Origin of the sequence: Pseudomonas sichuanensis (assembly GCF_003231305.1) — a bacterium.
GTDB classification, from domain to species: domain Bacteria; phylum Pseudomonadota; class Gammaproteobacteria; order Pseudomonadales; family Pseudomonadaceae; genus Aquipseudomonas; species Aquipseudomonas sichuanensis.
On record NZ_QKVM01000070.1, the window covers coordinates 1 to 25178 of the forward strand.

At 63.4% G+C, this 25178-nt stretch carries 20 protein-coding genes; 8 read left to right on the top strand and 12 right to left on the bottom strand.

The window, feature by feature from the left end; all coding sequences use genetic code 11:
- Positions 1-649 precede the first annotated feature (649 nt).
- Entirely contained in the window at positions 650-1114 is a 465-nt protein-coding gene (locus DM373_RS25925; protein WP_110996270.1) for a CopD family protein, read from the bottom strand.
- Between the two features lie 98 nt (positions 1115-1212).
- Here DM373_RS25925 and dinG point away from each other — a divergent pair, with 98 nt between their 5' ends.
- The 5 genes from dinG (at position 1213) to pdxH (ending at position 8680) form a co-directional block, all read left to right on the top strand.
- On the top strand, positions 1213-3357 hold the full coding sequence (gene dinG / locus DM373_RS25930) for an ATP-dependent DNA helicase DinG (protein WP_110996271.1): 2145 nt from the start codon (positions 1213-1215) through the stop codon (positions 3355-3357).
- 80 nt (positions 3358-3437) lie between these two features.
- Positions 3438-5663, top strand: a complete 2226-nt coding sequence (locus DM373_RS25935) for a beta-galactosidase (RefSeq protein ID WP_110996272.1) — start codon at positions 3438-3440, stop codon at positions 5661-5663.
- Between the two features lie 124 nt (positions 5664-5787).
- Positions 5788-6933 (top strand): serine hydrolase domain-containing protein, encoded by a 1146-nt coding sequence (locus tag DM373_RS25940; RefSeq protein ID WP_110996273.1) that lies wholly within the window; start codon positions 5788-5790, stop codon positions 6931-6933.
- A gap of 99 nt (positions 6934-7032) precedes the next feature.
- The gene (locus tag DM373_RS25945; protein ID WP_110996274.1) at positions 7033-8013 is read left to right on the top strand and encodes an OmpA family protein; all 981 of its coding nucleotides are present in this window, start codon (positions 7033-7035) and stop codon (positions 8011-8013) included.
- 19 nt (positions 8014-8032) lie between these two features.
- Positions 8033-8680: a pyridoxamine 5'-phosphate oxidase gene (gene pdxH / locus DM373_RS25950; protein ID WP_110996275.1), complete on the top strand. Its 648-nt coding sequence runs from the start codon at positions 8033-8035 to the stop codon at positions 8678-8680.
- Here the strand turns inward: pdxH and DM373_RS25955 are convergent.
- Complete coding sequence (locus DM373_RS25955) at positions 8677-8910, bottom strand: hypothetical protein (RefSeq protein WP_110996276.1); 234 nt, start codon at positions 8908-8910, stop codon at positions 8677-8679. The two genes, pdxH and DM373_RS25955, sit on opposite strands and share 4 nt — an antisense overlap.
- A 149-nt stretch (positions 8911-9059) precedes the next feature.
- On the opposite strand from DM373_RS25955, the gene DM373_RS25960 reads away from it, so the two are divergent.
- Entirely contained in the window at positions 9060-9524 is a 465-nt protein-coding gene (locus DM373_RS25960) for an outer membrane lipoprotein (RefSeq protein ID WP_110996277.1), read from the top strand.
- A gap of 63 nt (positions 9525-9587) precedes the next feature.
- On the opposite strand, the gene nhaA is transcribed toward DM373_RS25960, so the two are convergent.
- The 8 genes from nhaA to DM373_RS26005 all read right to left on the bottom strand — a co-directional run bounded on the left by nhaA (position 9588) and on the right by DM373_RS26005 (position 18571).
- Positions 9588-10763 (bottom strand): Na+/H+ antiporter NhaA, encoded by a 1176-nt coding sequence (gene nhaA, locus DM373_RS25965; RefSeq protein ID WP_110996278.1) that lies wholly within the window; start codon positions 10761-10763, stop codon positions 9588-9590.
- Between the two features lie 234 nt (positions 10764-10997).
- Complete coding sequence (locus DM373_RS25970; protein ID WP_110996279.1) at positions 10998-12611, bottom strand: NAD(P)/FAD-dependent oxidoreductase; 1614 nt, start codon at positions 12609-12611, stop codon at positions 10998-11000.
- A 103-nt stretch (positions 12612-12714) separates the two neighbouring features.
- Positions 12715-13389 (bottom strand): COG3650 family protein, encoded by a 675-nt coding sequence (locus DM373_RS25975; RefSeq protein WP_110996280.1) that lies wholly within the window; start codon positions 13387-13389, stop codon positions 12715-12717.
- Positions 13390-13576: 187 nt separating this feature from the next.
- Complete coding sequence (locus tag DM373_RS25980; RefSeq protein ID WP_028692122.1) at positions 13577-14278, bottom strand: ABC transporter ATP-binding protein; 702 nt, start codon at positions 14276-14278, stop codon at positions 13577-13579.
- Entirely contained in the window at positions 14279-15046 is a 768-nt protein-coding gene (livG, locus tag DM373_RS25985) for a high-affinity branched-chain amino acid ABC transporter ATP-binding protein LivG (protein WP_110996281.1), read from the bottom strand.
- Positions 15043-16299, bottom strand: coding sequence for a high-affinity branched-chain amino acid ABC transporter permease LivM (locus DM373_RS25990; protein WP_110996282.1), 1257 nt, complete (start codon positions 16297-16299; stop codon positions 15043-15045). The genes livG and DM373_RS25990 overlap by 4 nt, the downstream gene beginning before the upstream one ends.
- On the bottom strand, positions 16296-17219 hold the full coding sequence (gene livH / locus DM373_RS25995) for a high-affinity branched-chain amino acid ABC transporter permease LivH (protein WP_110996283.1): 924 nt from the start codon (positions 17217-17219) through the stop codon (positions 16296-16298). The genes DM373_RS25990 and livH overlap by 4 nt, the downstream gene beginning before the upstream one ends.
- Before the next feature lie 236 nt (positions 17220-17455).
- On the bottom strand, positions 17456-18571 hold the full coding sequence (locus tag DM373_RS26005; protein ID WP_110996284.1) for a branched-chain amino acid ABC transporter substrate-binding protein: 1116 nt from the start codon (positions 18569-18571) through the stop codon (positions 17456-17458).
- 359 nt (positions 18572-18930) lie between these two features.
- On the opposite strand from DM373_RS26005, the gene DM373_RS26015 reads away from it, so the two are divergent.
- The gene (locus DM373_RS26015) at positions 18931-19236 is read left to right on the top strand and encodes a DUF2288 domain-containing protein (RefSeq protein ID WP_110996285.1); all 306 of its coding nucleotides are present in this window, start codon (positions 18931-18933) and stop codon (positions 19234-19236) included.
- A 340-nt stretch (positions 19237-19576) separates the two neighbouring features.
- Here the strand turns inward: DM373_RS26015 and DM373_RS26025 are convergent, their stop codons facing one another.
- Complete coding sequence (locus DM373_RS26025) at positions 19577-21760, bottom strand: hypothetical protein (RefSeq protein ID WP_110996286.1); 2184 nt, start codon at positions 21758-21760, stop codon at positions 19577-19579.
- 202 nt (positions 21761-21962) lie between these two features.
- On the opposite strand from DM373_RS26025, the gene DM373_RS26030 reads away from it, so the two are divergent.
- Entirely contained in the window at positions 21963-22850 is an 888-nt protein-coding gene (locus DM373_RS26030) for an NAD(P)-dependent oxidoreductase (protein ID WP_110996287.1), read from the top strand.
- On the opposite strand, the gene DM373_RS26035 is transcribed toward DM373_RS26030, so the two are convergent.
- Positions 22750-25014, bottom strand: a complete 2265-nt coding sequence (locus tag DM373_RS26035; RefSeq protein WP_110996288.1) for a putative bifunctional diguanylate cyclase/phosphodiesterase — start codon at positions 25012-25014, stop codon at positions 22750-22752. The two genes, DM373_RS26030 and DM373_RS26035, sit on opposite strands and share 101 nt — an antisense overlap.
- Positions 25015-25178 lie beyond the last annotated feature (164 nt).

The window sequence follows — 25178 nt, forward strand, 5'->3', positions numbered from 1 at the left end:
TCTGGGCTGGCGTTAGCTGTCGCTAGTTGGATTGGATGGGAACTCAGGATTGTAATCGCTGGCAAGCCAGCTCCCACAAGTTAGAGCGAAACTTTCAGACTCGCGCTGTACCTGTGGGAGCCGGCTTGCCGGCGATAGGGCCCGAATAAACAACACATAAACAACAGCCAAATATAGATAGCCGTATCACTGCTCTTGATCTGCTCTTGATCTGCTCTTGATCTGCTCTTGATCTGCTCTTGATCTGCTCTTGATCTGCTCTTGATCTGCTCTTGATCTGCTCTTGATCTGTTTTTGCTTTTGCTTCTAAGCGCGCAATAGTCCAGGCAACACAAATTGCGACTTCAGGAGGCCGAGTGGAGGTGACTGGAGGGCCCTGGTGCGCAGCACCCTTCGGCGCAGCCGAAGGCGCGAGATGTAGACTTGCGCAGCAAGTCGTAGGCCGCGCGGGCCCGTAAGGCACCGGAGCGAGGGGACCCCGGAGCGCAGCGCAGGGGCCGTATGATGGGAGCGGGCGGTTTTGGTTACTTTGGCCAAGACCAAAGTAACCCGCCGTAAGGGCGGAAAGGTGACTAAAAGTCGCCATCGCCGCTGAATGCGCATACATCTATCAAAACAAAGGCTAAGATTGCCAAGGCCAAAACCGAACTCAGGTCAAAACCCGCGAACTCGCCACCGCAACCACCGCCAGCCCGATCGCCAGATTGACCCCCACCATCCGCCGAATCCGCCCCAGAACCCCAGCCCCCGCCGCCCAGTCCTCAGCCTGCACCGCGGTGCGCAATTCAGGCAGCAGCAACGACTGGATCCGCATGAACAACGCAAACATCACGATCCCGCCACCGATCATCACCTGAACGTACCGCGGCGCGGTCTCGAACCCGGCAAAGCGCAGGTGAATCATGCCCACCCCGCTGATCGCCAGGATCGCCACCGCCAGCCAGACCCATCTGAAGAACCGCTGGAAAACTTCCACCCACAAGCGCAGCCGCGCCGGCCCCTCCAGGGCTGCAACCGTGGCCGGGCGCAGGATCAGCCAGGCGAAGAACATGCCGCCGACCCAGACCAGGGCGGCGAGGACATGCAGGGTGTAGGGCAGGGCAAAGGCGAGCATCCGGATCTCCATGCGGCACAAAGGGCAATAGCGGGGTATGATAGCCGGCCCATGCGAAACACTGAAAATATATCCAGCCCTCCGGGCGCCTGCAGACCATGATCAGCAACGAACTCAAAGCCACCATCCAGGGCGCCTACTCGCGTTTCCTCGAAGCCAAAAGCCTCAAGCCACGCTATGGCCAGCGCCTGATGATCGCCGAAGTGGCCAAGGTGCTCGGCGACATCGCCTGCGACGACGAAGGCCGCCGTGCCGGCGAGCCCGCCGTGGTGGCGGTCGAGGCGGGTACCGGTACCGGCAAGACCGTCGCCTACGCCCTTGCCGCGATCCCGGCCGCGAAGGCCGCCGGCAAGCGCCTGGTGATCGCCACCGCGACCGTGGCGCTGCAGGAACAGATCGTGCTCAAGGACCTGCCCGACCTGATGCGCAACAGTGGGCTGAACTTCAGCTTTGCCCTGGCCAAAGGCCGTGGCCGCTACCTGTGCCTGTCCAAACTCGACATCCTGCTGCAGGAAGGCCACGCCCAGTCGGCCACCGCCCAGCTGTTCGAGGAGGAAGGTTTCCACATCGAAGTCGACGAGCGCAGCCAGAAGCTGTTCAACAGCATGATCGAGAAGCTCGCCGGCAACCGTTGGGACGGTGATCGCGACAGCTGGTCGGAAGCCGTCGAGGACCAGGACTGGGCACGCCTGACCACCGACCACAGCCAGTGCACCGGCCGCCATTGCCCGAACTTCCAGCAGTGCGTGTTCTACAAGGCCCGCGAAGGCATGGGCAAGGTCGATGTGATCGTCACCAACCATGACATGGTCCTCGCCGACCTCGCGCTGGGCGGTGGCGCCGTACTGCCCGACCCGCGCGACACCATGTACGTGTTCGACGAAGGCCATCACCTGCCAGACAAGGCCATCGGCCACTTCGCCCACTATTCGCGCCTGCGCTCCACCGCCGATTGGCTGGAGCAGACGGCCAAGAACCTCACCAAGCTGCTGGCCCAGCACCCGTTGCCGGGCGACCTGGGGCGCTACATCGAGCAGGTGCCGGAGCTGGCCCGCGAGGTGCGCACCCAGCAGCAGTTCATGTTCACCCTGTGCGAGCAGGTTGCCGACTTCCGTACCGGTGAAGACATGGAAGGCCGCGACCGCCCGCGCTACCGCTTCGAAGGCGGCGTGGTGCCCGAGCAGATCCGCGAAGTCGGCATCGAGCTGAAAAAAGGCTTCGCCCGCCTTACCGACCTGTTCACCCGCCTGGCCGACCTGCTCAAGGAAGGCATGGACGGCGAGAACAACATCGGCATCGCCAGCCACCAGGCCGAAGAGTGGTACCCGCTGTTCGGCAGCCTGGTGACCCGTGCCCAGGGCAACTGGGAGTTGTGGACCGCGTTCACCGCCGAAGACCCGGAAGACAACCCGCCCATGGCGCGTTGGTTGACCCTGGCCGAAAGTGGCGCGCTGTTCGATATCGAGGTCAACGCCAGCCCGATTCTCGCCGCCGAGATGCTGCGTAAAAGCCTGTGGAACGTCGCCCATGGCGCCCTGGTGACTTCGGCGACCTTGACCGCGCTGGGCAAGTTCGATCGCTTTCGCATGCGCTCAGGGCTGCCGCGCGACGCAGTGCAGTGCGTGGTGCCCAGCCCGTTCGTGCATGGCGATGCCGGGCTGTTGCGGGTGCCCGACCTGGGCGCCGACCCGCGCGATGCCACGGCACACACTGCATCGATCATCCGTGAACTGCCGAACATCGTCGAAGGTGCACGGGGCGCGCTGGTGCTGTTCTCGTCGCGTAAACAGATGCAGGACGTATTCGATGGCTTGGACCGCGACTGGCGCAAGCTGGTGCTTATCCAGGGCAACCTGTCCAAGCAGGAAACCCTGAACAAGCACAAGGCGCGGGTCGACGATGGCCAGCACAGCGTGTTGTTCGGCCTGGCCAGTTTCGCCGAGGGTGTCGACCTGCCGGGCGCTTACTGCGAGCACGTGGTCATCGCCAAGATCCCGTTCTCGGTGCCGGATGACCCTGTCGAGGCCGCATTGTCCGAATGGATCGAGGCCCGCGGCGGCAACCCGTTCATGGAAATCGCCGTGCCTGACGCTTCGCTGAAGCTGATCCAGGCCTGCGGCCGGCTGCTGCGTACCGAACAGGACCGCGGCGTCATCACCTTGCTTGACCGGCGCCTGGTCACCCAGCGCTACGGCAAGGCTATTCTCAATGCGCTGCCGCCATTCCGACGGGAGATCGGTTGACCGCCGGAGCAAGACGCGTTCCTTGTTGTCCATACTCGATCGCGAGCCCACGACGGGCTCGGAAGGAGAGCCACCGCCCTATGATCCGCCGTACCCTGCCTGTGATGTTCTCCCTGTTGTTCAGTGCGCCGTTGCTGGCCGGGCAACAGACACTGTTCAGCTTCGTGCGCCCCGCCGCAGTGGTCAACGTGACCACCCAGGACGCTGCGATGCCGCAGTACAACGCGGAGCAGACCGCCGAAGGCGAGGTGTTGCGGCGGGTGGTGTTCAATCCGGTGGCGCAACCGACCTTGCGCCTGGCACCGCCCAGTGGCGCCTGGGACTGGTCGGCCGGGCAGGCCCTGACACTGCGCCTGCAAAGCGGCATGGACTGGGCGCTGACCGTCGACGTGGTGGTGCAGAGCAGCGATGGGCGCACCCTCACCAGCCGCATCGACTTGCCGGCAGGGCCGGCGCAGACGGTGATGATTCCCCTCAAGGCCAGCTCGCCGCTCAGCCAGGGCATGCGTGCCGGCCCGCCGATGCCATGGGCCCATGAAGGCCAGCGCCTGCTGCTGACCAGCAGTGCAGGGGAGGTGGACCTCAAGCAAGTCACCTCGGTCAGCCTGAGTATCCCCGGCCCCAAAGTGGCGCAGAGCCTGTTGATCGAGAAGGTCGGCCTGCAGGACGACGACCAGGCGTTCAAAGCCGCCTACAGCGAGCTGATCGACGGCTATGGCCAGTCCACCCGTGGGCGTTGGCTGGAAAAGATCGTCAGCGACGACCAGCTCAAGGCTGCCGACAGCCGCGAGCAGGGGCAACTGAAAAGCTGGCTGGGCGAGCGCGACAAGCTCGGCCTGGACACCTATGGCGGCCTGCTGGCGGGGCCTGCCTTCGAGGCCAAGGGCTTCTTCCGTACCGAAAAACGCGACGGGCGTTGGTACCTGGTGACGCCCGACGGGCACCCGTTCTATTCCCTGGGCGTCAATGCCGTCGCCGCCGATGGCGGGCGCACTTACATTGCCGGCCGCGAAAGCATGTTCAAGGCACTGCCGGCTGATGGCGAGGCACTGGCGGCGTTCTATGGCGAAGGCAACAACGACGATGGCAACACCTCGTCCCAGGGGCGCCAGTTCAAGCAGGGGCGCTGGTTCGATTTCTATGCGGCCAACCTGCAGCGCACCTACGGCAAACCCTGCCCGGCGTCGCCCGAACCGGCCTGCCCGCCCCTGGCCCTGGACATGCCGCGCTGGCAGGCGCACACCCTCGATCGCCTGCAAGCCTGGGGCTTCAATACCCTGGGCAACTGGAGCGACCCAGGCTTTGCCCAGGCCAAGCGCATGCCGTACACGCTGCCGCTGTCGATCGTCGGCGATTACGCCAGCATCAGCACCGGCATGGACTGGTGGGGGCGCATGCCTGACCCGTTCGACCCGCGTTTCGCCATGGCCACCGAGCGCGCCGTGGCCATCGCCGCCCGTGACCACCGCGACGACCCGTGGCTGATCGGCTACTTCGCCGACAACGAACTGGCCTGGGCCGCACCCGGTGACGACCCAAGGGCCCGATACGGGTTGGCCTACGGCACGCTGCGCCTGACCACCGATGTACCGGCCAAGCGCGCGTTCCTAAAGCAGCTGCGCGACAAGTACCGCAACCAGGAAGGGCTGTCGAAAGCCTGGGGTATCGAGTTGAGCGCCTGGGAACTGATGGAAGACCCCGGCTTCGAGGCACCGCTGCCTGACCCTGCACATCCGGAAATCGAGCGCGACTACCAGTACTTCCAGCAGGTGTTCGCCCAGACCTACTTCAAGACCATCTCGGATTCGCTGAAATGGCATGCCCCCAATCACCTGCTGCTGGGTGGCCGCTTCGCCGTGAGCACGCCGGAAGCGGTCAAGGCCTGCGCCGAGTTCTGCGATGTGCTCAGCTTCAACTTCTACACCCTCAAGCCCGAAGACGGTTATGACTTCGCCAGGCTGGCCGAGCTGGACAAGCCGGTGCTGGTTTCGGAGTTCCAGTTCGGCTCCCGCGACCGTGGCCCGTTCTGGCCCGGCCCGCTGGAGGTGGCCCGCGAGGAAGACCGTGGCCCGGCCTACGGCAATTTCCTCAAGGCGGCCCTGGCCCAGCCGATGATCGTCGGCGCCCATTGGTTCCAGTACCTCGACCAACCGGCCAGCGGGCGACTGCTCGATGGCGAAAACGGCCATCTGGGGCTGGTGGCCATCACCGATGTGGCCTATCCGGGCTTTGTCGAGGCGGTGCGCCGCAGCAACCTGCAAGCCGTTGGTCAGTTGCGCAAGGCCCTCGACAAACCCGCGCAGTGACCGCCTTGCGCGCCTCGAATATCAGTTTTTCCTTGCGACCACCCGGCCACATTCAGTAGGCAAAAGGGCCAACTACTGAAACAATGCACGCCTTTTTCAGCAAGGTCGTACGGAGAACAGGCGGGTGCAGATTCAGGGCCACTATGAGCTGAAGTTCGAGGCGGTGCGTGAAGCCTTCGCCGCGTTGTTCGAGGATCCCCAGGAGCGTGGTGCGGCGTTGTGCATCCAGGTCGGCGGCGAGACCGTGGTCGACCTGTGGGCCGGCAGTGCCGACAAGGACGCCCGCGAGGCCTGGCACAGCGATACCATTGCCAACCTGTTTTCCTGCACCAAGACCTTCACTGCCGTCACCGCCCTGCAACTGGTGGGCGAGGGCAAGCTGGCACTGGATGCACCGGTTGCACGCTACTGGCCGGAATTCGCACAGGCCGGCAAGGAGCAGGTCACCCTGCGCCAGTTGCTCAGCCACCGCGCCGGCTTGCCGGCCATTCGTGAACTGTTGCCGGCCGAGGCACTGTACGACTGGCAGGCGATGGTCGACGCGCTGGCCGCCGAGGCACCCTGGTGGACCCCAGGCACCGAGCATGGTTATGCCGCGATCACCTATGGCTGGCTGATCGGTGAGCTGATCCGCCGCGCCGATGGCCGTGGGCCGGGCGAGTCGATAGTCGCGCGCACCGCCAGGCCGCTGGGCCTGGATTTCCATGTGGGCCTGGCGGACGAAGAATTCCACCGCGTGGCGCACATCGCCCGTGGCAAGGGCAACCCAGGCGATGCTGCGGCCCAGCGCCTGCTGCAAGTGACCATGCGCGAACCCGAAGCACTGTCGACCCGCGCCTTCACCAACCCGCCGGCGATCCTCACCAGCACCAACAAACCGGAATGGCGACGCATGCAGCAACCGGCGGCCAATGGCCACGGCAACGCACGCAGCCTGGCCGGGTTCTACGCCGGCCTGCTCGATGGCAGCCTGCTGGAATCCGAACTGCTCGACGAGCTGACCCGCGAACACAGCCTCGGCCAGGACCGCACCCTGCTGACCCAGACCCGCTTTGGCCTGGGCTGCATGCTTGACCAGCCCCAGGTGGCCAACGCCACCTTCGGCCTCGGCGCCCGGGCATTCGGGCATCCGGGGGCAGGTGGCTCGGTCGGCTTTGCCGACCCCGAACACGACGTGGCCTTCGGCTTCGTCACCAATACGCTGGGCCCGTACGTGCTGATGGACCCGCGCGCGCAAAAACTGGTACGTGTGCTTGCCGGCTGCCTTTGATCGGGTGGCGCGGGTATTGCCCCGGCCCTTTGACTATCCTCAGTGCCAACGCCTGAAAGGTGTGGGTAGAATTTCTTTCAATTTCATGGTGTATCGCTGATGTCTTCACATAAAACCTTAGCACTCGCCCTGTGCCTGACCATGACTGGCTGCGCCAGCCATTCGCAGGACAGTTCGAAAGACGGCGGCTTGAGCTGGTGGCCCTTCGGTTCGGATAAAGTCGCCGACAAGGAAGTGAAAGCGGCCGTGACCGAAAACGTCGCCAAGGCCGACGCAAAGTCCGAGAGCGGCAGCCGCTGGTGGTGGCCATTCGGTGGCGACGAGAAAACCACGCAAGCGGCGGCCGTGCCAAAGATCGACCAGAAGGCCACCCAGGCCTGGCTCGACCAGTACGAACCCAAGGTGCGCGAAGCCATCAAGGGCAGCAAGTTCGAGCTGGAGCGCCGTGAAGACCTGCTGGCGGTGACCATTCCGGTCGACGGCTCGTATAACCCGGATCGCCCGAACATGCTGCTGCCGGTGACCCTGAGCCCGATCACCCAGGTGGCCAAGGCCATCGAAGCCGACAGCAAGACCGCCATCCTCATCCTCGGCCATGGCGACAGCAGTGGCGCCACCGCCGCCACCCAGAAGCTGAGCCTCGAGCGTGCCGCTTCGGTGTCGGCGATTTTCCGTCTCAGCGGCCTGCAACGTGATCGCCTGATGCTCAAGGGCATGGGCTCGGTCATGCCGCGCGCCGCCAACGACAGCGCCCCGGGCCGTGCCCTGAACCGCCGTGTCGAATTGCTGCTGACCCCTAAGGACACCATGGTCGCCCTGCTGGCCAAGTACCAGCAGGCAGCGCCTGCGCCAGCCGCAGCGCCGATGGTTGCGGTGCAGGACACCAAGGCACCGGCAGCCAAGGCCGCAGCCGCCAAACCGGCCGCCAAGCCTGCAGCGAAAAAACCAGCTGCCAAAGCCAAGGCTCCGGCCAAGGCCACTGCGGCTGCGAAAAAGAAAGCCGCTCCGGCCAAACCTGCCGCGAAGAAGGCCAGCACCGACAAGAAAGTCGCCGCCAACAGCCCTGCGAAGACCAACTGATCGTCAAGGAAACGCAGCCATGACCCAATCCCTGGCCGATATGCGCCGCGACTACACCCGTGATGGCCTGGCCGAAGCCCAGGCGCCGGGTGAGCCGTTCGCGCTGTTCCACCAATGGTTCGCCGATGCGGTGAAAACCGAGCAACTGCCGGTGGAAGCCAACGCCATGACCCTGGCCACTGTCGATGCCGACGGTCGCCCGCATTGCCGGGTGCTGTTGCTCAAGGCCCTCGATGCACAGGGTTTCACCTTCTTCACCAACTACGAAAGCGCCAAGGGCCAGCACATCGCGGCCAGGCCGTTTGCGGCCATGACCTTCTTCTGGCCGGCGCTGGAGCGTCAGGTGCGGATCGAGGGGCGGGTGGAAAAGGTCACGGCCAAGGAGTCGGACGATTACTACCAGGTGCGCCCGCTGGGCAGCCGCCTGGGTGCCTGGGCGTCGCCGCAGAGCCGGGTGATCGCTGATCGCGAGGAACTGGAGGGGCTGGTCAAGGCCACCGAGGCGCGCTTCTCCGATGCGCAACCCCATTGCCCCGAGCACTGGGGTGGCTATCGCTTGCTGCCGGAGCGCATCGAGTTCTGGCAGGGCCGCGCCAGCCGGCTGCATGATCGCCTGAACTATCGGCTGGTGGATGGCCAGTGGCAGCGTGAGCGCCTGGCGCCTTAACCCTTGAACGCGGCGGCCTCGCGCTCCAGCCAGGCCGCCAGCGCTTTGCGTTTGACCTTTTCTGCCCGCGCCCGCTCCAGCAACTGGAGCATGAATGCCCGCTTCGCCGGGTCTTCGCCTGCCAGTGACATGGCCAGGTCCCGGTCCATCCAACGCCTCATGCGCACATACAGCCAGCCGTGGAAGTACAGGCCGGCGACAGTCGTCACCACGACGATGAAGTAATCCATGGCTATCCTTGGTCCAACCCGAGTGCCCCTTGCACAGCCGAGGGTGGCTGTACCTGAGCTGAATGGGAACAAATTTATAACGTTTGCGCCGTGACACCTGTCAAGGCGAGGCGTCTAATGAGCACCTGAAACTTTTGGAGATTGTCCTCATGCGTAAATCCGTTTTGCTGGTGGCGAGCTTCACCACCATGGCGTTGTTGCTGGGCGGCTGCCAGTCGTCGCTGACCGGTGACAGCTACTCCCGTGATGAGGCCCGCCGCGTGCAGACCGTGCGCATGGGCACCATCGAATCGCTGCGTCCCGTGAAGATCGAAGGCACCAAGACGCCAATCGGTGGTGGTGCCGGCGCCATTGTCGGTGGTGTTGCCGGCAGCGCGGTTGGCGGTGGCCGTGGCAGCATCGTTGCCGCTGTGATCGGTGCCGTGGCCGGTGGCCTGGCCGGTTCCGCCGCCGAAGAAGGCCTGACCCGCACCCAGGGCGTCGAGATCACCGTGCGTGAAGACGATGGCAGCATGCGTGCCTATGTGCAGCAGGTGCAGCAGAACGAAATCTTCCGCGTTGGCGAGCGTGTGCGCATCATGACTGTCGATGGCACCAGCCGCGTCACTCACTGATCGCAAGACAAAAGAAACCCCGACACGGCTTTGCCGGTCGGGGTTTCTTTTTGCCTGCCGGATTCAGCGGGCAGCGGCTTTGCGGCTTGCCATGGCCGTGATCAGGTACCCGATCACGGCGGCGAAGAACGAGCCGGTGAGGATGCCCATGCGGTCCATGCCCGCATAGTCGCTGCTACCCGGTACGAAGGCCAGGGAGCCGACGAACAGGCTCATGGTGAAGCCGATGCCGCAGAGGATCGCCACCCCGAGCACCTGCCCCCAGTTGGCCTCGGCCGGCAGTGCGGCCAGGCGCAGCTTGACGGCAAGCCAGGTCAGGCCGAACACCCCGACCGTCTTGCCGGCCAGCAGGCCGAGCGTGATGCCCATGGGGACCGGGTGAGTGAAGCTTTCCAGGGTGACACCGGCCAGCGAAACGCCGGCGTTGGCAAAGGCGAACAGCGGCAGGATGGCGTAGGCGACCCAGGGGTGCAGCGCGTGTTCCAGGCTCAGCAACGGCGAGGTCTCGGCGTGCCTGGTACGCAGCGGGATGCACAGGGCCAGGGCCACACCAGCAAGCGTGGCATGGACACCGCTCTTGAGCACGCAGACCCAGAGAATCAGGCCGATCACCAGGTAAGGGCCCAGCCTGATCACCCCCAGGCGGTTCATGGCGAGCAAGGCGATCAGGCAGGCGCCGGCCAGCATCAGCGACAGGCTGGACAGGGTGCCGGAATAGAACAGGGCGATGACGATGATCGCGCCCAGGTCGTCGATGATCGCCAGGGTCATCAGGAACAGCTTCAGCGACACCGGCACACGCTTGCCCAGCAACGCGAGCACGCCAAGTGCGAAGGCAATGTCGGTGGCGGTAGGGATCGCCCAACCGGCCACGGCGGCCGGGTTGTCGCGGTTGATGAACCAGTAGATCAGCGCCGGCACCACCATGCCGCCGATGGCGGCAGTGGCGGGCAGGATCACCTGCGAAGGCTTGGACAGGTGGCCGTCGACCACCTCGCGCTTGACCTCCAGGCCGATGAGCAGGAAGAACAGCGCCATCAGGCCGTCGTTGATCCACAGCAGCAGTGGCTTGGCGATCTCGAGGGCGCCGACCTGGACGGCGACCGGTACTTCGAGCAGGCCGTTGTACAGATAGGAAAGCGGCGAATTGTTGATGATCAGGGCCAGCACGGCGGCGGCGATCAGCAGCAGGCCGCTGGCGGCTTCCAATTGGAAGAAACGAGCGAAGAGGCTACGCACGGGTGAGGGCTCTCCAAATAGCTGGATTGAAACGGGCGTACACCCTAGCGTGTGGGGATATGCTTTAAAACAAAAACTATATTCGTTTTTGTTATAAGGTGTTGCGAGTTTGACTGGGCAAGCCTAGACGGCAATGCGCAGAAGGGCAGGAAGGTAATTCTCAGGGGAAGGGCGGAAAAATCCGGGAGTGACCGCAGGCCTATGCCGTCAAGGCGACACAGGCCTGCCGAGCGGTCAGTCGTTCAGGCCCAGCATGTCCCGTGCTACGGCTTCGGCGATGCGGATGCCGTCGACACCGGCGGACAGGATGCCACCGGCGTAGCCTGCGCCTTCACCCGCCGGGAACAGGCCCTTGAGGTTCAGGCTCTGGAAGCTGTCGTCACGGGTGATGCGCAACGGCGAGGAGGTGCGCGTTTCGATCCCGGTCAGCACGGCGTCATGCAGGCTGTAGCCCTTGATCTGGCGCTCGAAGGCCGGCAGTGCCTCGCGGATGGCCTCGATGGCGAAGGCCGGCAGGCTGGCCGCCAGGTCACAGAGGGTGACGCCCGGCTTGTACGAAGGCTCGACGCTGCCCAGCGCCGTGGACGCGCGGCCGGCCACGAAGTCGCCTACCAACTGCGCCGGTGCCTGGTAGTTGCTGCCGCCCATCACGTAGGCGTGGGACTCCAGGCGCTCCTGGAGTTCGATGCCGGCCAGTGGGCTGCCCGGGTAATCGCGCTCCGGGTCGATGCCGACGACCAGGCCCGAGTTGGCGTTGCGCTCGTTGCGCGAGTACTGGCTCATGCCGTTGGTGACCACGCGGCCCGGCTCGCTGGTAGCGGCGACCACGGTGCCGCCCGGGCACATGCAGAAGCTGTAGACCGAGCGACCGTTCTTGGCGTGGTACACCAGCTTGTAGTCGGCAGCACCCAGCTTCGGATGGCCGGCATACTTGCCCAGGCGCGCCTTGTCGATCAGCGACTGTGGGTGTTCGATGCGGAAACCGACCGAGAACGGCTTGGCCTCCATGAACACGCCCTTGGCGTGAAGCATGCGGAAAGTGTCGCGGGCGCTGTGGCCCAGGGCCAGGACCACATGGCGCGACAGCAGCTGTTCGCCGTTCTGCAGGACCACGCCGGTCAGTTGCTCGCCATCGACCAGCAGGTCGGTGACCTTCTGCTCGAAGCGCACTTCGCCGCCCAGGCTGATGATCTCTTCGCGCATTTTCTCGACCATGCTGGTCAGGCGGAAAGTACCGATGTGCGGCTTGTTGATGTAGAGGATTTCGTCTGGCGCGCCGGCCTTGACGAACTCTTCCAGCACCTTGCGGCCATGGTGCTGCGGGTCCTTGATCTGGCTGTACAACTTGCCGTCGGAGAAGGTCCCGGCGCCGCCTTCACCGAACTGCACGTTGGACTCGGGGTTGAGCACGCTCTTGCGCCACAGGCCCCAGGTGTCCTTGGTGCGCTGGCGTACTTCCTTGCCGCGCTCGAGGACGATCGGCTTGAAGCCCATCTGTGCCAGCAAGAGGCCGGCGAAGATGCCGCACGGGCCGAAGCCGACCACCACCGGGCGCTCCTGCACTGCCGGTGTGGCATGGCCGACGAACTTGTAGCTGACGTCCGGGGCGATGCTGATTTTCGGATCGTCGGCGAACACCCGCAGCAGCTCGTCTTCGTTGCTGGCTTCGAGGTCGATGGTGTAGATGAACAGCAGCTCGCTGTTCTTCTTGCGCGCATCGTAGCTGCGCTTGAACAGGGTGAAACCGAGCAGTTGCTCATCCGTGATGCCCAGGCGCTGGACGATGGCTGCGCGCAGCTCGTCGTCGGAGTGGTCCAGGGGCAGCTTGAGTTCGGTGATTCGTAGCATGGCAGGGTCCAGTATCCCGGCCATGGGCGGCCGGCGGCTTTACACAAACCGCCAAGTATAAGCTGTTCGCCGCCCCGACTGGCAGGATAAAAGCACCCGGCGATCAGAGGTCGCGGGCACCGCCGTAGTAAGCGCAGCCCTTCAGGGTCTTGCCGTCGATGCGCAGTTCGGCCTTGAGGTGGCGGATCGCACCGGTGGCAACGTCGACGCAGCGCTGCGGTGCGACCCACAGCTCGACACGCTGGCCGTTGGCTTCGCTGGACAGGCTCAGGCCGCCGCCGGGCAGCTCTTCTTCGAGGAACGGCAGCGGCAGCGGTTCCTGACCGACGCGGTTGAGCACCATGCCTTTGCCGCTGGCCTTGATGTCCCAGTCCGGCTCGTGGCCGCCGGCGCGCAGGGTCAACTGCTTGAAGTTGGGGTCTTCGCAACCGTGGGCGGTGGGTTCCAGGCGGTACAGGCGGGTGACGTCGATCTGGCCGTCGCTGCCGGCCTGCTTGCTGCCAGTCAGGCGGCCGCGCAGGTCGCTGAACAGTTTGTCCTTGGAGTCTTTGGCCAGGTTGGCGGCTTCCTGCAGGATCGCGGTGCTGCCAGCGTCATTGATGACGAACTGGCGGGCTTCGTTGCAGGGTTTGAACAGCAGGTGGCCGCCCCCGGCGCTGAGTTCGCCCTGCATGCGCGTGGTGCCGAGGTTCGGGTCGACCGGTTTTTCGGCCAGTACCTGGCAACCGGCGAACAGCGGCAGCAGGGCAGCGAGCAACAGGGGAGGGGTGAGGCGCATCGGGCGGGCTCCGGGGAACTGTGCAAAAGAGCTGGCCACGTTACTCAGGGTGGGCGGGGATCACAAGGGCCTCATCGCGGGGCAAGCCCGCTCCCACGCTATTGAATGGGCAGCGTGGGAGCGGGCTTGCCCCGCGATGAGGCCGACACAGACAAAAGAAAAAAGGGCCCGAAGGCCCTTTGATCATTCAACCCCCGAGGTACGCGTCACGCACCTTCGGATCGGTCAGCAGCGCTTCACCGGTACCCTGCATCACCACCTTGCCGTTCTCCAGCACATAGGCTCGGTCGGCGATCTTCAGCGCCTGGTTGGCGTTCTGCTCCACCAGGAACACCGTCACGCCATCGCGGCGCAGCTGTTCGATGATGTCGAAGATCTGCTGGATGATGATCGGCGCCAGGCCCAGCGAAGGCTCGTCGAGCAGCAACAGCTTAGGCTTACTCATCAGCGCACGGCCGATGGCCAGCATCTGCTGTTCGCCACCGGACATGGTGCCGCCGCGCTGGATATAACGCTCCTTCAGGCGCGGGAACAGCTGCAGGACCTTGTCCAACTGCTCCTGGTAGTCGCCCTTGTCGGTGAAGAAACCGCCCATGGCCAGGTTTTCCTCGACGGTCAGGCGCGAGAACACGCGGCGGCCTTCCGGCACCACCGCGATGCTCTTGCGCATGATGTGCGAGGACGGTTGGCCGACCAGCTCTTCGCCCAGGTACTTGATGCTGCCGCTGCTCGCCTGTGGCGAACCGCAGAGGGTCATCAGCAACGTCGACTTGCCGGCGCCATTGGCACCGATCAGGGTGACGATTTCGCCCTGGTTGATCTCTACGTTGACGCTGTGCAGCGCCTGGATCTTGCCGTAGAAGGTGGAAACGTTCTCGAACTTCAGCATTTACGCCTCCCCCAGGTAGGCCTTGATCACATCAGGGTTGCCGCGAATCTCTTCCGGCGTGCCATCGGCCAGGGGCGTGCCCTGGTTGATGACCACGATGTGGTCGGAGATGCTCATCACCAGTTTCATGTCGTGCTCGATCAGCAGCACGGTCACGTTGTGGGATTCACGCAGGTAGCTGATGAGCGCCTTGAGGTCTTCGGTTTCCTTGGGGTTCAGGCCGGCGGCCGGTTCGTCGAGCATGATGATCCGTGGCTGGGTCATCATGCAGCGGGCGATTTCCAGGCGCCGTTGCTGGCCATAGGCGAGGGTGCCGGCGGTACGGTTGGCGAACTCGGTCAGATTGACCTTTTCCAGCCAGTACTGCGCGCGCTCCATGGCCTCTTTTTCGCTGCGGCGGAAGCTCGGGGTCTTGAACAGGCCAGCGAAGAAGTTGGTGTTGAGGTGACGGTGCTGGGCGATCAGCAGGTTCTCCAGCGCGGTCATTTCCTTGAACAGGCGTACGTTCTGGAAGGTCCGCACCACGCCCTTGCGGGCGATCTGATGGCCGGCCAGGCCCTGGATGGGCTGGCCGTCGAGCAGGATGCTGCCGCCGCTGGGTTTGTAGAAACCGGTCAGGCAGTTGAAAACGGTGGTCTTGCCGGCGCCGTTCGGGCCGATCAAAGCCACCACCTGTTTCTCCTTGACGGTCAGGCCTACGCCGTTGACCGCCAACAAGCCGCCGAAGCGCATGCTCAGGCCGCTGACTTGCAGAATTTCGCGGCTCATCGAGGCAGCTCCAGGTGAGGACGTTGCATGGGCAGCAGGCCCTGCGGACGCCAGATCATCATCAACACCATCAGCGCACCGAACATCAGCATCCGGTATTCGCTGAACTCACGCATCATCTCCGGCAGCAGGATCATCACGATGGCCGCGAGAATCACGCCCAACTGCGAACCCATGCCGCCCAGCACGACGATGGCGAGGATGATCGCCGACTCGATGAAGGTGAACGACTCCGGTGTCACCAGCCCTTGGCGGGCGGCGAAGAAGCTGCCGGCGAAACCGGCGAAGCAGGCACCCAGGGTGAATGCCGAGAGCTTGATCACGGTGGGGTTCAGGCCCAGCGCGCGGCAGGCGATTTCGTCTTCACGCAGCGCTTCCCAGGCACGGCCGATCGGCATGCGCAGCAGGCGGTTGATGACGAACAGCGCCAGCAGGGCCAGCAGCAGGGCGACCAGGTAGAGGAAGATGACCTTGTTGATCGAGTTGTATTCCAGCCCGAAGAACTCGTGGAAGGTCTGCATCCCTTCGGCGGCCTTGCGTTCGAAGGTCAGGCCGAAGAACTCGGGCTTGGGGATGTTGCTGATGCCGTTGGGGCCGCCGGTCCAGTCGGTGAGGTTACGCAGGAACAGGCGAATGATCTCGCCGAAGCCCAGCGTGACGATCGCCAGGTAGTCGCCGCGCAGGCGCAGCACCGGGAAACCGAGCAGGAAGCCGAAGGTGGCGGCCATCAGGCCGGCGATCGGCAGGCACACCCAGAAGCTCCAGCCCAGGTAGTGCGAGAGCATCGCGTAGCTGTAGGCGCCGACGGCGTAGAAGCCGACATAACCCAGGTCGAGCAGGCCCGCCAGGCCGACCACGATGTTCAGGCCCAGGCCCAGCAACACGTAGATCAGGATCAGGGTGGCGATGTCGACCGCGCCGCGCGAGCCGAAGAACGGCCAGATCAGCGCCGCCACGATCAGCCCCATGATGATCCAGCGTTGGGTCTTCGGCAGGGTGAGGAAGTTGCTCACCGAAGGCGGTACCAGCTTGCGGTCCGAGCGGCGGCCCATGACCGCACTCCACTGCTTGTCGAACAGCACGCGCAGGAACATCAGCACCGAGCACGCGGCAATGATGCTGATGGTGAACGAGCCCTGGCTGTGAACGATCAGGCTGATGCCATCGATGCTCAGTTTCAGGCCCAGTACCGGGAAGGCCACGGCCCAGACCAGCAAGGCGCTGAAGAACGCCTGTTTGAGATTTCTGTTCATACTTTTTCAACCTCCGGGCGGCCCAGGATGCCGGTCGGCCGGAACAGCAGGACAAGAACCAAAAGACCGAATGCCACCACGTCCTTGTACTGGTCGCCGAAGATGTCGGCGCCGAACGCTTCGGCCACGCCCAGCACCAGCCCGCCGAGCATGGCGCCCGGAATGCTGCCGATGCCGCCCAGTACCGCCGCGGTGAAGGCCTTCAGGCCCACCAGGAAACCGGCGTTGGGGTTGATCACCCCGTACTGCATGCTCAGCAGCACGGCCGCCACCGCCGCCAGCGCGGCACCGATGACGAAGGTCAGGGCGATGATGTTGTTGGTGTTGATACCCAGCAGGTTGGCCATCTTGATGTCCTCGGCGCAGGCGCGGCAGGCGCGGCCCAGGCGGGAACGGGAGATGAACAGGGTCAGGCAGGTCATGGCCACCAGGGTGACCACGAACACCAGGATCTGCATGTAGCTGATCAGGACTTCTTCCGCGCCGCCTGGCCCGAAGGAGAGGCTCCCGGGGATCAGGTTGGGGATGGATTTGTCCTTGGAGTCCTGGGACAGCAACACGGTGTTCTGCAGGAAGATCGACATGCCGATGGCGGAGATCAGCGGGATCAGCCGGTTGCTGTTGCGCAGCGGCCGGTAGGCGACCCGTTCGATGCTGTAGCCGTAGGCACTGGTGACGCAGATGGTGGCGACGAAGGCCACGGTCATCAGGATCGGCAGCGAATGGATACCCATCATGGCCAGCCCGGCAAGGGCGATGAAGGCCACGTAGGAACCGATCATGTACACCTCGCCGTGGGCGAAGTTGATCATGCCGATGATGCCGTACACCATCGTGTAACCGATGGCGATCAAGGCATAGGTACTGCCGATGGTCAGTCCGTTAACCAGTTGTTGTAGGAAATGGTAGATCTCAGGCATTACAGCGCTCCTAAAAACCTGATTTGCATTTCACTGGTGGGGGATGACCCCGGCCCATGTTCTCGTGGTCTTCGCCACGTGATCTTTTGCGGGCACTGCCAGGAAACCGCGGGTGACGGTTTTAAGATTTTCAGGTGGACCGGCCCCCGGATCGCGGGAATCAGGCCCATAGAACCTCGTAAAACAAAGCCCACTGCTCGCACAGTGGGCTTCTCGGTCAGCTATTAGTCACGCAGTTACTGAGGAGAGACTTCGGTCTTCGGCTTGCCGAAGTGCCATTCGTAGACCACGAACTTGAAGTCCTTCAGGTCGCCTTTCTCGTCGTAGGACAGCTCGCCGGTCGGGGTCTTGAACTTGCCGGCGTGGATGGCGGCAGCCACCTTGTCGGTGTCTTCGGACTTGGCGGCCTTGATGCCTTCGGCGATCAGCTCCACAGCCGAGTAGGCCGGGAACACGAACGGGCCGCTCGGGTCTTTGCCGTCAGCCTTGATGGCGTCGACGATGGCCTTGTTCGCCGGGTCCTGGTCGAAGGACTTCGGCAGGGTCACCAGCAGGCCTTCGGAGGCGTTCTGGGCGATCTGCGAGATGGAGTCGTTACCCACGCCTTCCGGGCCCATGAACTTGGCTTTCAGGCCCTTTTCCTGTGCCTGGCGCAGGATCAGGCCCAGCTCTGGGTGGTAGCCGCCGTAGTAGACGAAGTCGACGTTGTTCTGCTTGAGCTTCTGGATGATCGAGGAGAAGTCCTTGTCACCGGCGTTCAGGCCTTCGAAGACGGCAACCTTGGTGCCTTTCTTCTCGAGGGTCTGCTTGACCGCGGTGGCGATGCCTTCACCGTACTGCTGCTTGTCGTGCAGTACCGCGACCACTTTCGGTTTGACGTGGTCGGCGATGTAGTTGCCGGCGGCCGGGCCCTGGGCGCTGTCCAGACCGATGGTGCGGAAGATCAGCTTGTAGCCACGGGCGGTGATTTCCGGCGAGGTGGCGGCCGGGGTGATCATGATCACGCCTTCGTCTTCGTAGATGTCGGACGCAGGCTGGGTGGAGCTGGAGCACAGGTGGCCGATCACGTACTTGACGCCGTCGTTGACCACTTTGTTGGCGACTGCAACGGCCTGTTTAGGGTCGCACGCGTCGTCGTATTCCTTGGCTTCGAGCATCTTGCCATCGACGCCGCCCTTGGCGTTGATGTCCTTGATGGCCTGTTTGGCGCCGATGAACTGCATGTCGCCGTATTGGGTGACCGGACCGGTCTTGGGGCCGGCGATACCGATCTTGATGGTATCGGCAGCAAACGAATGGCTGGCAACCCCGGCCAGAACCATTGCGGCGAACAGCTTGGAAATCTTGATCATAGTGCTCCACTCATTCTGTTGTAATTCTTATAGTCCTGGAGGCCAGGCCTACAGACCGGGCGGGATTTGCGGCCGGCTACGCCTGACCGCAACCCCACCTTCCCCCGGAACATGTCCCGGAACTGTACCGGTACAGTGTAGAGCGCTGTCCGAGCGCTTGAAAAGCGGGCGAAAAGCGTCTGTTTCCGGGGGTGTCGCCTGATCGACATAAAGATACAGAAAAGCGCCATCACTTTGCCTGCACTCTCGGCCCGCCCCCACAAGTTCGCGCCGAATCGACCAAATTACGTATTTGAAACCGGGTTTTTCTGCAAAAATGCCGGCCTTTTTTCTAGGCCGATTTTTGCGCAGGTAAACCCATGACTGATCAAGTAAGCACCCTCTATGCCAAATTGCTCGGCGAGACCGCTGCCATCGAGTGGAAAGCCCTGCAACGTTTCTGGGCCAAGGGTGACCTGATTTGGGTCGACCCCAGCCTCGACCTGATCGTCGTTGCCGAGGCAATGGCCGAGAATCGCAGCGAGATCTTCGCCAAGTGGCGCAGTGATGGCACTGTCGGGCCGGTTTCGGCAGAGCAGGCGCTCGACCTGCAAACCCGCGATCCAGAGATCTGGGCAGTGGTCGTTTCGCCGTTCATCGTGATCCAGGAAAAGAAAGCGGAATAAGCACGCGCTTTTTTAGTGCGCAAAATCGCACAGACGCCTCGTGATGGTGCGCATTGACGCTCACGTAAGGTGGAAGTAAGTAACAGTGGCGGGATGATTCGGCGGGGCGGTAACAGTTTACGGCATGCGTAAATGGGGCTGCTTCGCAGGCTTTGCCAGCTCGCACACGAACAGTGCTCTATTCAAGGCATGTGCGGTCGCTGTGGGAGCGGGTTTACCCGCGAAGCATGTAACGCGGTGTCTGGCACCAGCTTCGCTGGTGTTCGCGGGTAAACCCGCTCCCACAGGGGCCTGCAAAAAGACTCTGCAGGTCCATGGAAAGCGGGCGTCCCGCGAGCAATCAGTAGTCCACGCGTCCGGTATGGGTGTTCAACGAAATCACCCGGGTCTTGCCGATGCGGTGACGGTAGATCTCGCGCAGGTACTTCACCGCCTTCTTCACGCATTCGCGCGACAGGCGGATGTCGTTGATCGAGACGAAGCGGCTCTTGTCGTTGATCAGTTCGCGGTACTTCTTCTCGTACATCGGCTTGATCGCGTACCAGTTGGTGTCGAGGATCTTCGCCGGGTTCTCGAACTCGTTGAGCAGGTCGTCGATGCGGTCCTCGTCGAAGTGCTCGCTGGTGATGAATTCGAGGATGGCGTTGTCCATGGTGTCGTCGAAACGGTACGGATTGCGCGCGAAGCAACGTTTGATGAACGCCACGATCAGGGTCAGGAAGTCGTCCGACAGGCACGGGCTCTTGGCGATCAAGGTGGTCAGCGACAGGTTGGCCGAAGCACCGATCACCAGCGCGTAGCGCTTGAGCGTGGTGTTGGGGAACAGGCTGTTGAGGTGGGTCTTGAGCCGGTTCAGGTCCATGTACGACAGCTTGTAGTCCTTGGGCAGAGAGACGATCGACACCACCGACGAGCAGTTCTTGAAGAAGTGCAGGTCGTGCAGCGCCGCGGCGTCATAGCCCGAGGCCTGGTATTGCTCCAGCGCCGCGCGATAGCGGCTCGACTCGATCGGCAGCAGGCTGATGCCTTCGATGGCCTGGGTCTGCTTGTTGAAGTGCGGCAGGTCGATGGAGCGGAAGAACAGGTCGTCGATATCCAGCCGCGGCTGCTCGCGCTCGAATACCTTGAACTTTTCCGACCCGGCCGGGGGGATTTCCGGCACCACCGATTCTGCGTAGGCGATGGCCACGGGGCCGGCCAGGCTCATGAACAGGTCGTTGGCATCCAGGCGGATGGTTTCGCCGATGTCGATGCCGGCGCGGCGGAAGTAGTTCTGGTCGTAGTCGGTGGTCACCGCCTGCGCCGTGAGGATGTTGAAGATCTGCTGGGAGATGTACTGGTTGGCGTGTTTCTCCATGGCGTTGACGTCGATGTTCTGGATCGTGCCGTCATCGCTTTCTTCGGCGTAGCGCATGATGTCGTTGGAGATCAGCATCATCGCGTTCCATGGGCGGATGCGGCCCATGACGCTGGCTTCGCTGCTGTCTTCGTTATCGAAGTTGTACGAGAAGTCCCATTCTTCCGAGAGGTATTTGCACAGCAGGCGCCCGGCGTTGATGTGCAGGGCCTCGGACATCTCGCTGCGGTGGTCGGAGGCGTTGGGCAGCACGCAGATGCCACTGGTGAAGATCGGCTCGAAGACGAACGAATGCCCGCTCTTGCCGTCGTTCTCGTCGGCCGGCTTGGTGTCGAAGGTCTTGTTCATGTAGGAGTACTGCTGGGCCAGGCCGAATTCCGAGGCCATGCCCGAGCCGGTGCCACCGCCGGCGCTGAAGATGTAGAAATACAGGCGCGACTGGTTGGCCTTGATGCCACAGGAGTCGATCAGGTACGAGTGGATCAGCTTCCAGTCGGCGCTGGAGAAGCGCTGGGTATCCTTGTTGAGGATGATCTTGGCCAGGTACTGGCCGAGGATCGGCGCGTTACCGGCGCCACCGGCATGCACCTCGGACAGGTCCATGATCTTCATCTTGCTGTAGTCGCGCAGGAAGCCGCCGCGCTCGCCCTTGCGCGAGAAGCGGATGCGCCCGGCGATGTCCTTGTCCAGATCGCCCAGCATCACCAACGGCTCGACCAAGAATACCGGTTTCACGCCCTTGTTCTGTACCAGGCGCAGGTTCTGGCGGATCCAGCGCGCGGGGCTGTAACCGCCTTCGCCCTTGAGGCGGTCCTCGTTGTTGAATTCATTGAGGAAGAAGGTGCGGGCGTTGTACACAAGCTCCGCCACGTCCAGCGCAATGTTCGAGCCGCAACGGCCCAGGCCGATCAGGCACACCGACGGGAACTGCTGTTCCAGGCGCAGTTGGTCTTCGTCTTCCACGTGCAGATTGCGCGGGAACACCAGGTCGCGCAGGCCGTCGAGGTTGTCGAGGATGCGCTGGATGTCCTGTTCGGTGAAGTAGAGGTACTGTTGCGACGGCGTGCTGCGGGCCGTCGGCAGGTCTCGAGCACCGCTTGCGGTCAGCGGAGCGGGAAGGAGCGTCGACTCGGGGACCGCATTGGCAGAAGTGTTCGTAGAGGTCATAGTGCGCCGTTTGCCTGGGAGTGTGGGCTTCCCGGTGAAGCATGTCATAACGCTATCACGGAGAAATATCGCGACTTTATCAGTGCGTCTTTTTCTTGTGCGATAGGGGATTTCCCTAGCCCCTACATGGTTTTTTGCGAATCGCACCTGCACTGCATCGTCCGTTCGTCACGCTTCTTTAATCTTCTGTCTGGAGTTGCTCATGAGTAGTGCGTTGCCTTCGCTGGGTTTTGCCGGGATCGGCCTGATGGGCCTGCCGATGTGTCGTCGTCTGTTGGCGGCCGGCTATCCGTTGACGGTGTGGAACCGTAGCCCGGACAAATGCGCCGAGCTGGTGGCCGCGGGTGCCCGCCTGGCCGCCAGCCCTGCCGAGCTGTGCCAGGGCACCGATGTGGTGCTGTTGTGCCTGGCCGACACTGCGGTGGTGCGCGAAGTGGTGTTCGGTGAGCAGGGCATCGCCAAGGGTGGGCGCAGCGGTCAGTTGCTGGTGGATTTCTCCAGCCTTGAACCCACTGCCACGCGGGAGATGGCCGCGGAGCTGGCGGCCCTGTGCGGCATGGCCTGGCTGGATGCACCGGTGTCCGGCGGCACGCCAGGCGCCGAGGCCGGCACCCTGGCGATCATGGTCGGTGGCGAGGCGGATGACCTGGAGCGCGTTCGCCCGGTGTTGCTGACCCTCGGCCAGCGGGTGACGCACATGGGCGCGGTGGGGGCAGGGCAGGTGACCAAGGCGTGCAACCAGATGATCGTCGCCTGCAATGCGCTGGTGATCGCCGAGGTCGTGGCACTGGCCGAACAGTCAGGGGTGGATGCGCGGCTGATCGCCGAGGCCCTGGCCGGTGGCTTCGCTGACTCGAAACCCTTGCAGATCCTTGCACCGCAAATGGCCGAGAGCCGTTTCGAGCCGATCAAGTGGCATGTGCGCACCCTGCTCAAGGACCTGGATACCGCCGTTGGATTCTCCCGCGAGCAGGGCTCGGCGACGCCGCTCAGTGGCCTCGCCGCGCAATTGATGCGCTTGCATGGAAGCCAGGGCTATCTGCATAAAGATCCGGCGACCCTGGTAGAGCTGTATCGCAGCAAGGGGTGAGTGCGCGGGCCTGGCGATCGAGCCGTTCGAGCACCGGGCGCAGCTCCGCCAGGGGGACAGGGCGGCTGAGCAGGTAGCCCTGCAGGTAGTCGCAGCCATGAGCGGCGAGGAATGCCCGTTGCTCTGGCGTCTCGACGCCCTCGGTCACCACCTCCAGGTGCAGCGTATGCGCCATCATGATGATCGCCTGGACGATTTCGCGGTCTTTCTGGTTGCCCGGTACGTCCTGAACGAACGAGCGATCGATCTTCAGCACGTCCAGCGGCAGGCGCTTGAGGTAGGCCAGCGATGAATAACCCGTGCCGAAATCGTCGATCGACAGGGCCACGCCCTGGGCGCGGATGCGCTTGAGCAGGTTGACGGTGTGCTGGATGTCGCCCATCAGGGCATTTTCGGTGACCTCCAGCTCCAGTTGACGGGCGGCCAGGCCGGCCTGGAACAGCGCCAGTTCGACCTCGGTGGCGAGCTCTTCGTGGCCGAGGGTGAGTGCCGAGCAGTTCACCGTTACCTTGAGTTCGTCATGGCCCTGGCGACCGAGCAGGGCCAGGTCTGCGCAGGCCCGGCGCAGCACCCACAGGTCCAGCTCGGCGATCAGCCCGTTGGCCTCGGCAATGCCGATGAAACGGTCGGGGCCGAGCAGGCCATGTTGCGGGTGCTGCCAGCGCACCAGGGCTTCGAGCTTGGCCACCCGGCCGCTGCGCAGGTCGAAGATCGGCTGGTAGTGCACGCACAGCCCGCGTTCTTCGAACAGTGCCACGCGCAGTTCCTCTTCCAGTTGCAGCTCCAGGGTGGCGCGGGTCTTCAGGCCATTGCTGAAGAAATTCAGGCTGTTGCGCCCGCAGCCTTTGGACTGGTAAAGCGCAAGGTCGGCGTTCTTCAGCAGTTCCTCGGTGCTCAGGCCATCGTCGGGGAAAATGCTGATGCCGATGCTGGTGGTCATGACCATGCGCCGGCCTGCCAGGTCGATCGGCTCCTTCATGCGCAACATGATGCGCTGCGCCAGGTGACGGGCCTCGTCGCGGTTCTTGAGTGCGGTGACGATGCAGAATTCGTCGCCGCCGAAGCGCGCCACCAGGTCGTGGCCACGGGTCGCGGCCTTGATGTGCCCGGCGATCACCTTGAGCAGTTCGTCGCCGGCGGCATGGCCGAGGCTGTCGTTGATGCGCTTGAAGTGGTCGATGTCGAGGAACATCACCGCGAGCATGCTTTCACTGGCGGCATGCTCGGCCAGGCGTTCGGCGAACACCTGGTTGAAACCACGGCGGTTGACCAGGTTGGTCAGCGCATCATAGTGCGCGGCCTGCTGCAGTGATGCGCGGGCCTGGTCGAGCTGGCTGAGCAGCAGGTTCACCCGGCGCAGGTCGTGCTCCTTGCTTTGCAGCTTCTTGTCGGACAGCGCTGCGCTGATGCTGCTGCCGCTGATCAGCAGGGTGATGAAAGCGATGGTCAGCGCCAGTTGCAGGCTGTTGTCGCCGGTGGGCAGGCGCAGGGCGGTCTCGCTGGGGATCACCAGGGTCATGGCGGCCATGCCGGTGAAGTGGGTCACGACAATGCCGCCGGCCATCAGCAGGCTGGCGCCGTATTTCATCAGCAGGTGCAAGGTGCCACTGCCCTGGCGGAAGTACCGGGCCATCAGCAGGGCGACCAGGCTGGTGGCCACGGCGATGGCGATCGATGCCAGCAACAGGGCGGTCTGGTAGTGCTGCTGGGCGCTGGTCTGCAGGGCGGCCATGCCGACGTAGTGCATGGTGCTGATGCCGATGCCGATGAACAGCGCGGTCTGCAGGTAGTGGTGGGGGCGCATTTGCGCACGGTCGAGGCCGTTCATCGCCAGCCAGGCGGCAAGCAGTGCAATCAGCAGGGACAGGCCGGTCAGGGCCGCGTCGTAGTGAATGTCCAGCGGTGCCTGGAAGGCCAGCATGCTGATGAAGTGCATCGCCCAGATGCCACCGGCCAGGCAACAGGCGCCCAGTATTCGCCATTGCCTGCGGGCCAGGCGGTCCTCGCAATGGCTTTGCCGCTCGGCCATGTCCAGGGTGGCGAAACAGGCGGCACTGGCCACGGCAAAGGCCAACAGCACCAGGTAGGGGTTGTGTCGGCAGTCGAGGATGATCTGCCCGGTCGTCGGTAATCCCGAGAACAATTGCAGTCCCAGCCACTCCATTGCAGGCCTCTTCGTCGAGTGCTCTCTGGTCCCCACGACGCGCGGCTGGAGACTGTTCCTGCTGGAGTATAGGAAGCTGTATTTAAGCCTTCCTGATTAATGGCACTTTGATCTCTACCATTTGGATATGAAGGTGATAGCTGGAAGATCTAAATAGATAACGA

Excerpts from the sequence above, each read along its gene's own strand:
- DM373_RS25925 (WP_110996270.1), bottom strand. The coding sequence starts at position 1,114 with ATGCTCGCCTTTGCCCTGCCCTACACCCTGCATGTCCTCGCCGCCCTG.
- dinG (WP_110996271.1), top strand. The coding sequence starts at position 1,213 with ATGATCAGCAACGAACTCAAAGCCACCATCCAGGGCGCCTACTCGCGT.
- DM373_RS25935 (WP_110996272.1), top strand. The coding sequence starts at position 3,438 with ATGATCCGCCGTACCCTGCCTGTGATGTTCTCCCTGTTGTTCAGTGCG.
- DM373_RS25945 (WP_110996274.1), top strand. The coding sequence starts at position 7,033 with ATGTCTTCACATAAAACCTTAGCACTCGCCCTGTGCCTGACCATGACT.
- pdxH (WP_110996275.1), top strand. The coding sequence starts at position 8,033 with ATGACCCAATCCCTGGCCGATATGCGCCGCGACTACACCCGTGATGGC.
- DM373_RS25955 (WP_110996276.1), bottom strand. The coding sequence starts at position 8,910 with ATGGATTACTTCATCGTCGTGGTGACGACTGTCGCCGGCCTGTACTTC.
- DM373_RS25960 (WP_110996277.1), top strand. The coding sequence starts at position 9,060 with ATGCGTAAATCCGTTTTGCTGGTGGCGAGCTTCACCACCATGGCGTTG.
- DM373_RS25970 (WP_110996279.1), bottom strand. The coding sequence starts at position 12,611 with ATGCTACGAATCACCGAACTCAAGCTGCCCCTGGACCACTCCGACGAC.
- DM373_RS25975 (WP_110996280.1), bottom strand. The coding sequence starts at position 13,389 with ATGCGCCTCACCCCTCCCCTGTTGCTCGCTGCCCTGCTGCCGCTGTTC.
- DM373_RS25980 (WP_028692122.1), bottom strand. The coding sequence starts at position 14,278 with ATGCTGAAGTTCGAGAACGTTTCCACCTTCTACGGCAAGATCCAGGCG.
- livG (WP_110996281.1), bottom strand. The coding sequence starts at position 15,046 with ATGAGCCGCGAAATTCTGCAAGTCAGCGGCCTGAGCATGCGCTTCGGC.
- DM373_RS25990 (WP_110996282.1), bottom strand. The coding sequence starts at position 16,299 with ATGAACAGAAATCTCAAACAGGCGTTCTTCAGCGCCTTGCTGGTCTGG.
- livH (WP_110996283.1), bottom strand. The coding sequence starts at position 17,219 with ATGCCTGAGATCTACCATTTCCTACAACAACTGGTTAACGGACTGACC.
- DM373_RS26005 (WP_110996284.1), bottom strand. The coding sequence starts at position 18,571 with ATGATCAAGATTTCCAAGCTGTTCGCCGCAATGGTTCTGGCCGGGGTT.
- DM373_RS26015 (WP_110996285.1), top strand. The coding sequence starts at position 18,931 with ATGACTGATCAAGTAAGCACCCTCTATGCCAAATTGCTCGGCGAGACC.
- DM373_RS26025 (WP_110996286.1), bottom strand. The coding sequence starts at position 21,760 with ATGACCTCTACGAACACTTCTGCCAATGCGGTCCCCGAGTCGACGCTC.
- DM373_RS26030 (WP_110996287.1), top strand. The coding sequence starts at position 21,963 with ATGAGTAGTGCGTTGCCTTCGCTGGGTTTTGCCGGGATCGGCCTGATG.
- DM373_RS26035 (WP_110996288.1), bottom strand. The coding sequence starts at position 25,014 with ATGGAGTGGCTGGGACTGCAATTGTTCTCGGGATTACCGACGACCGGG.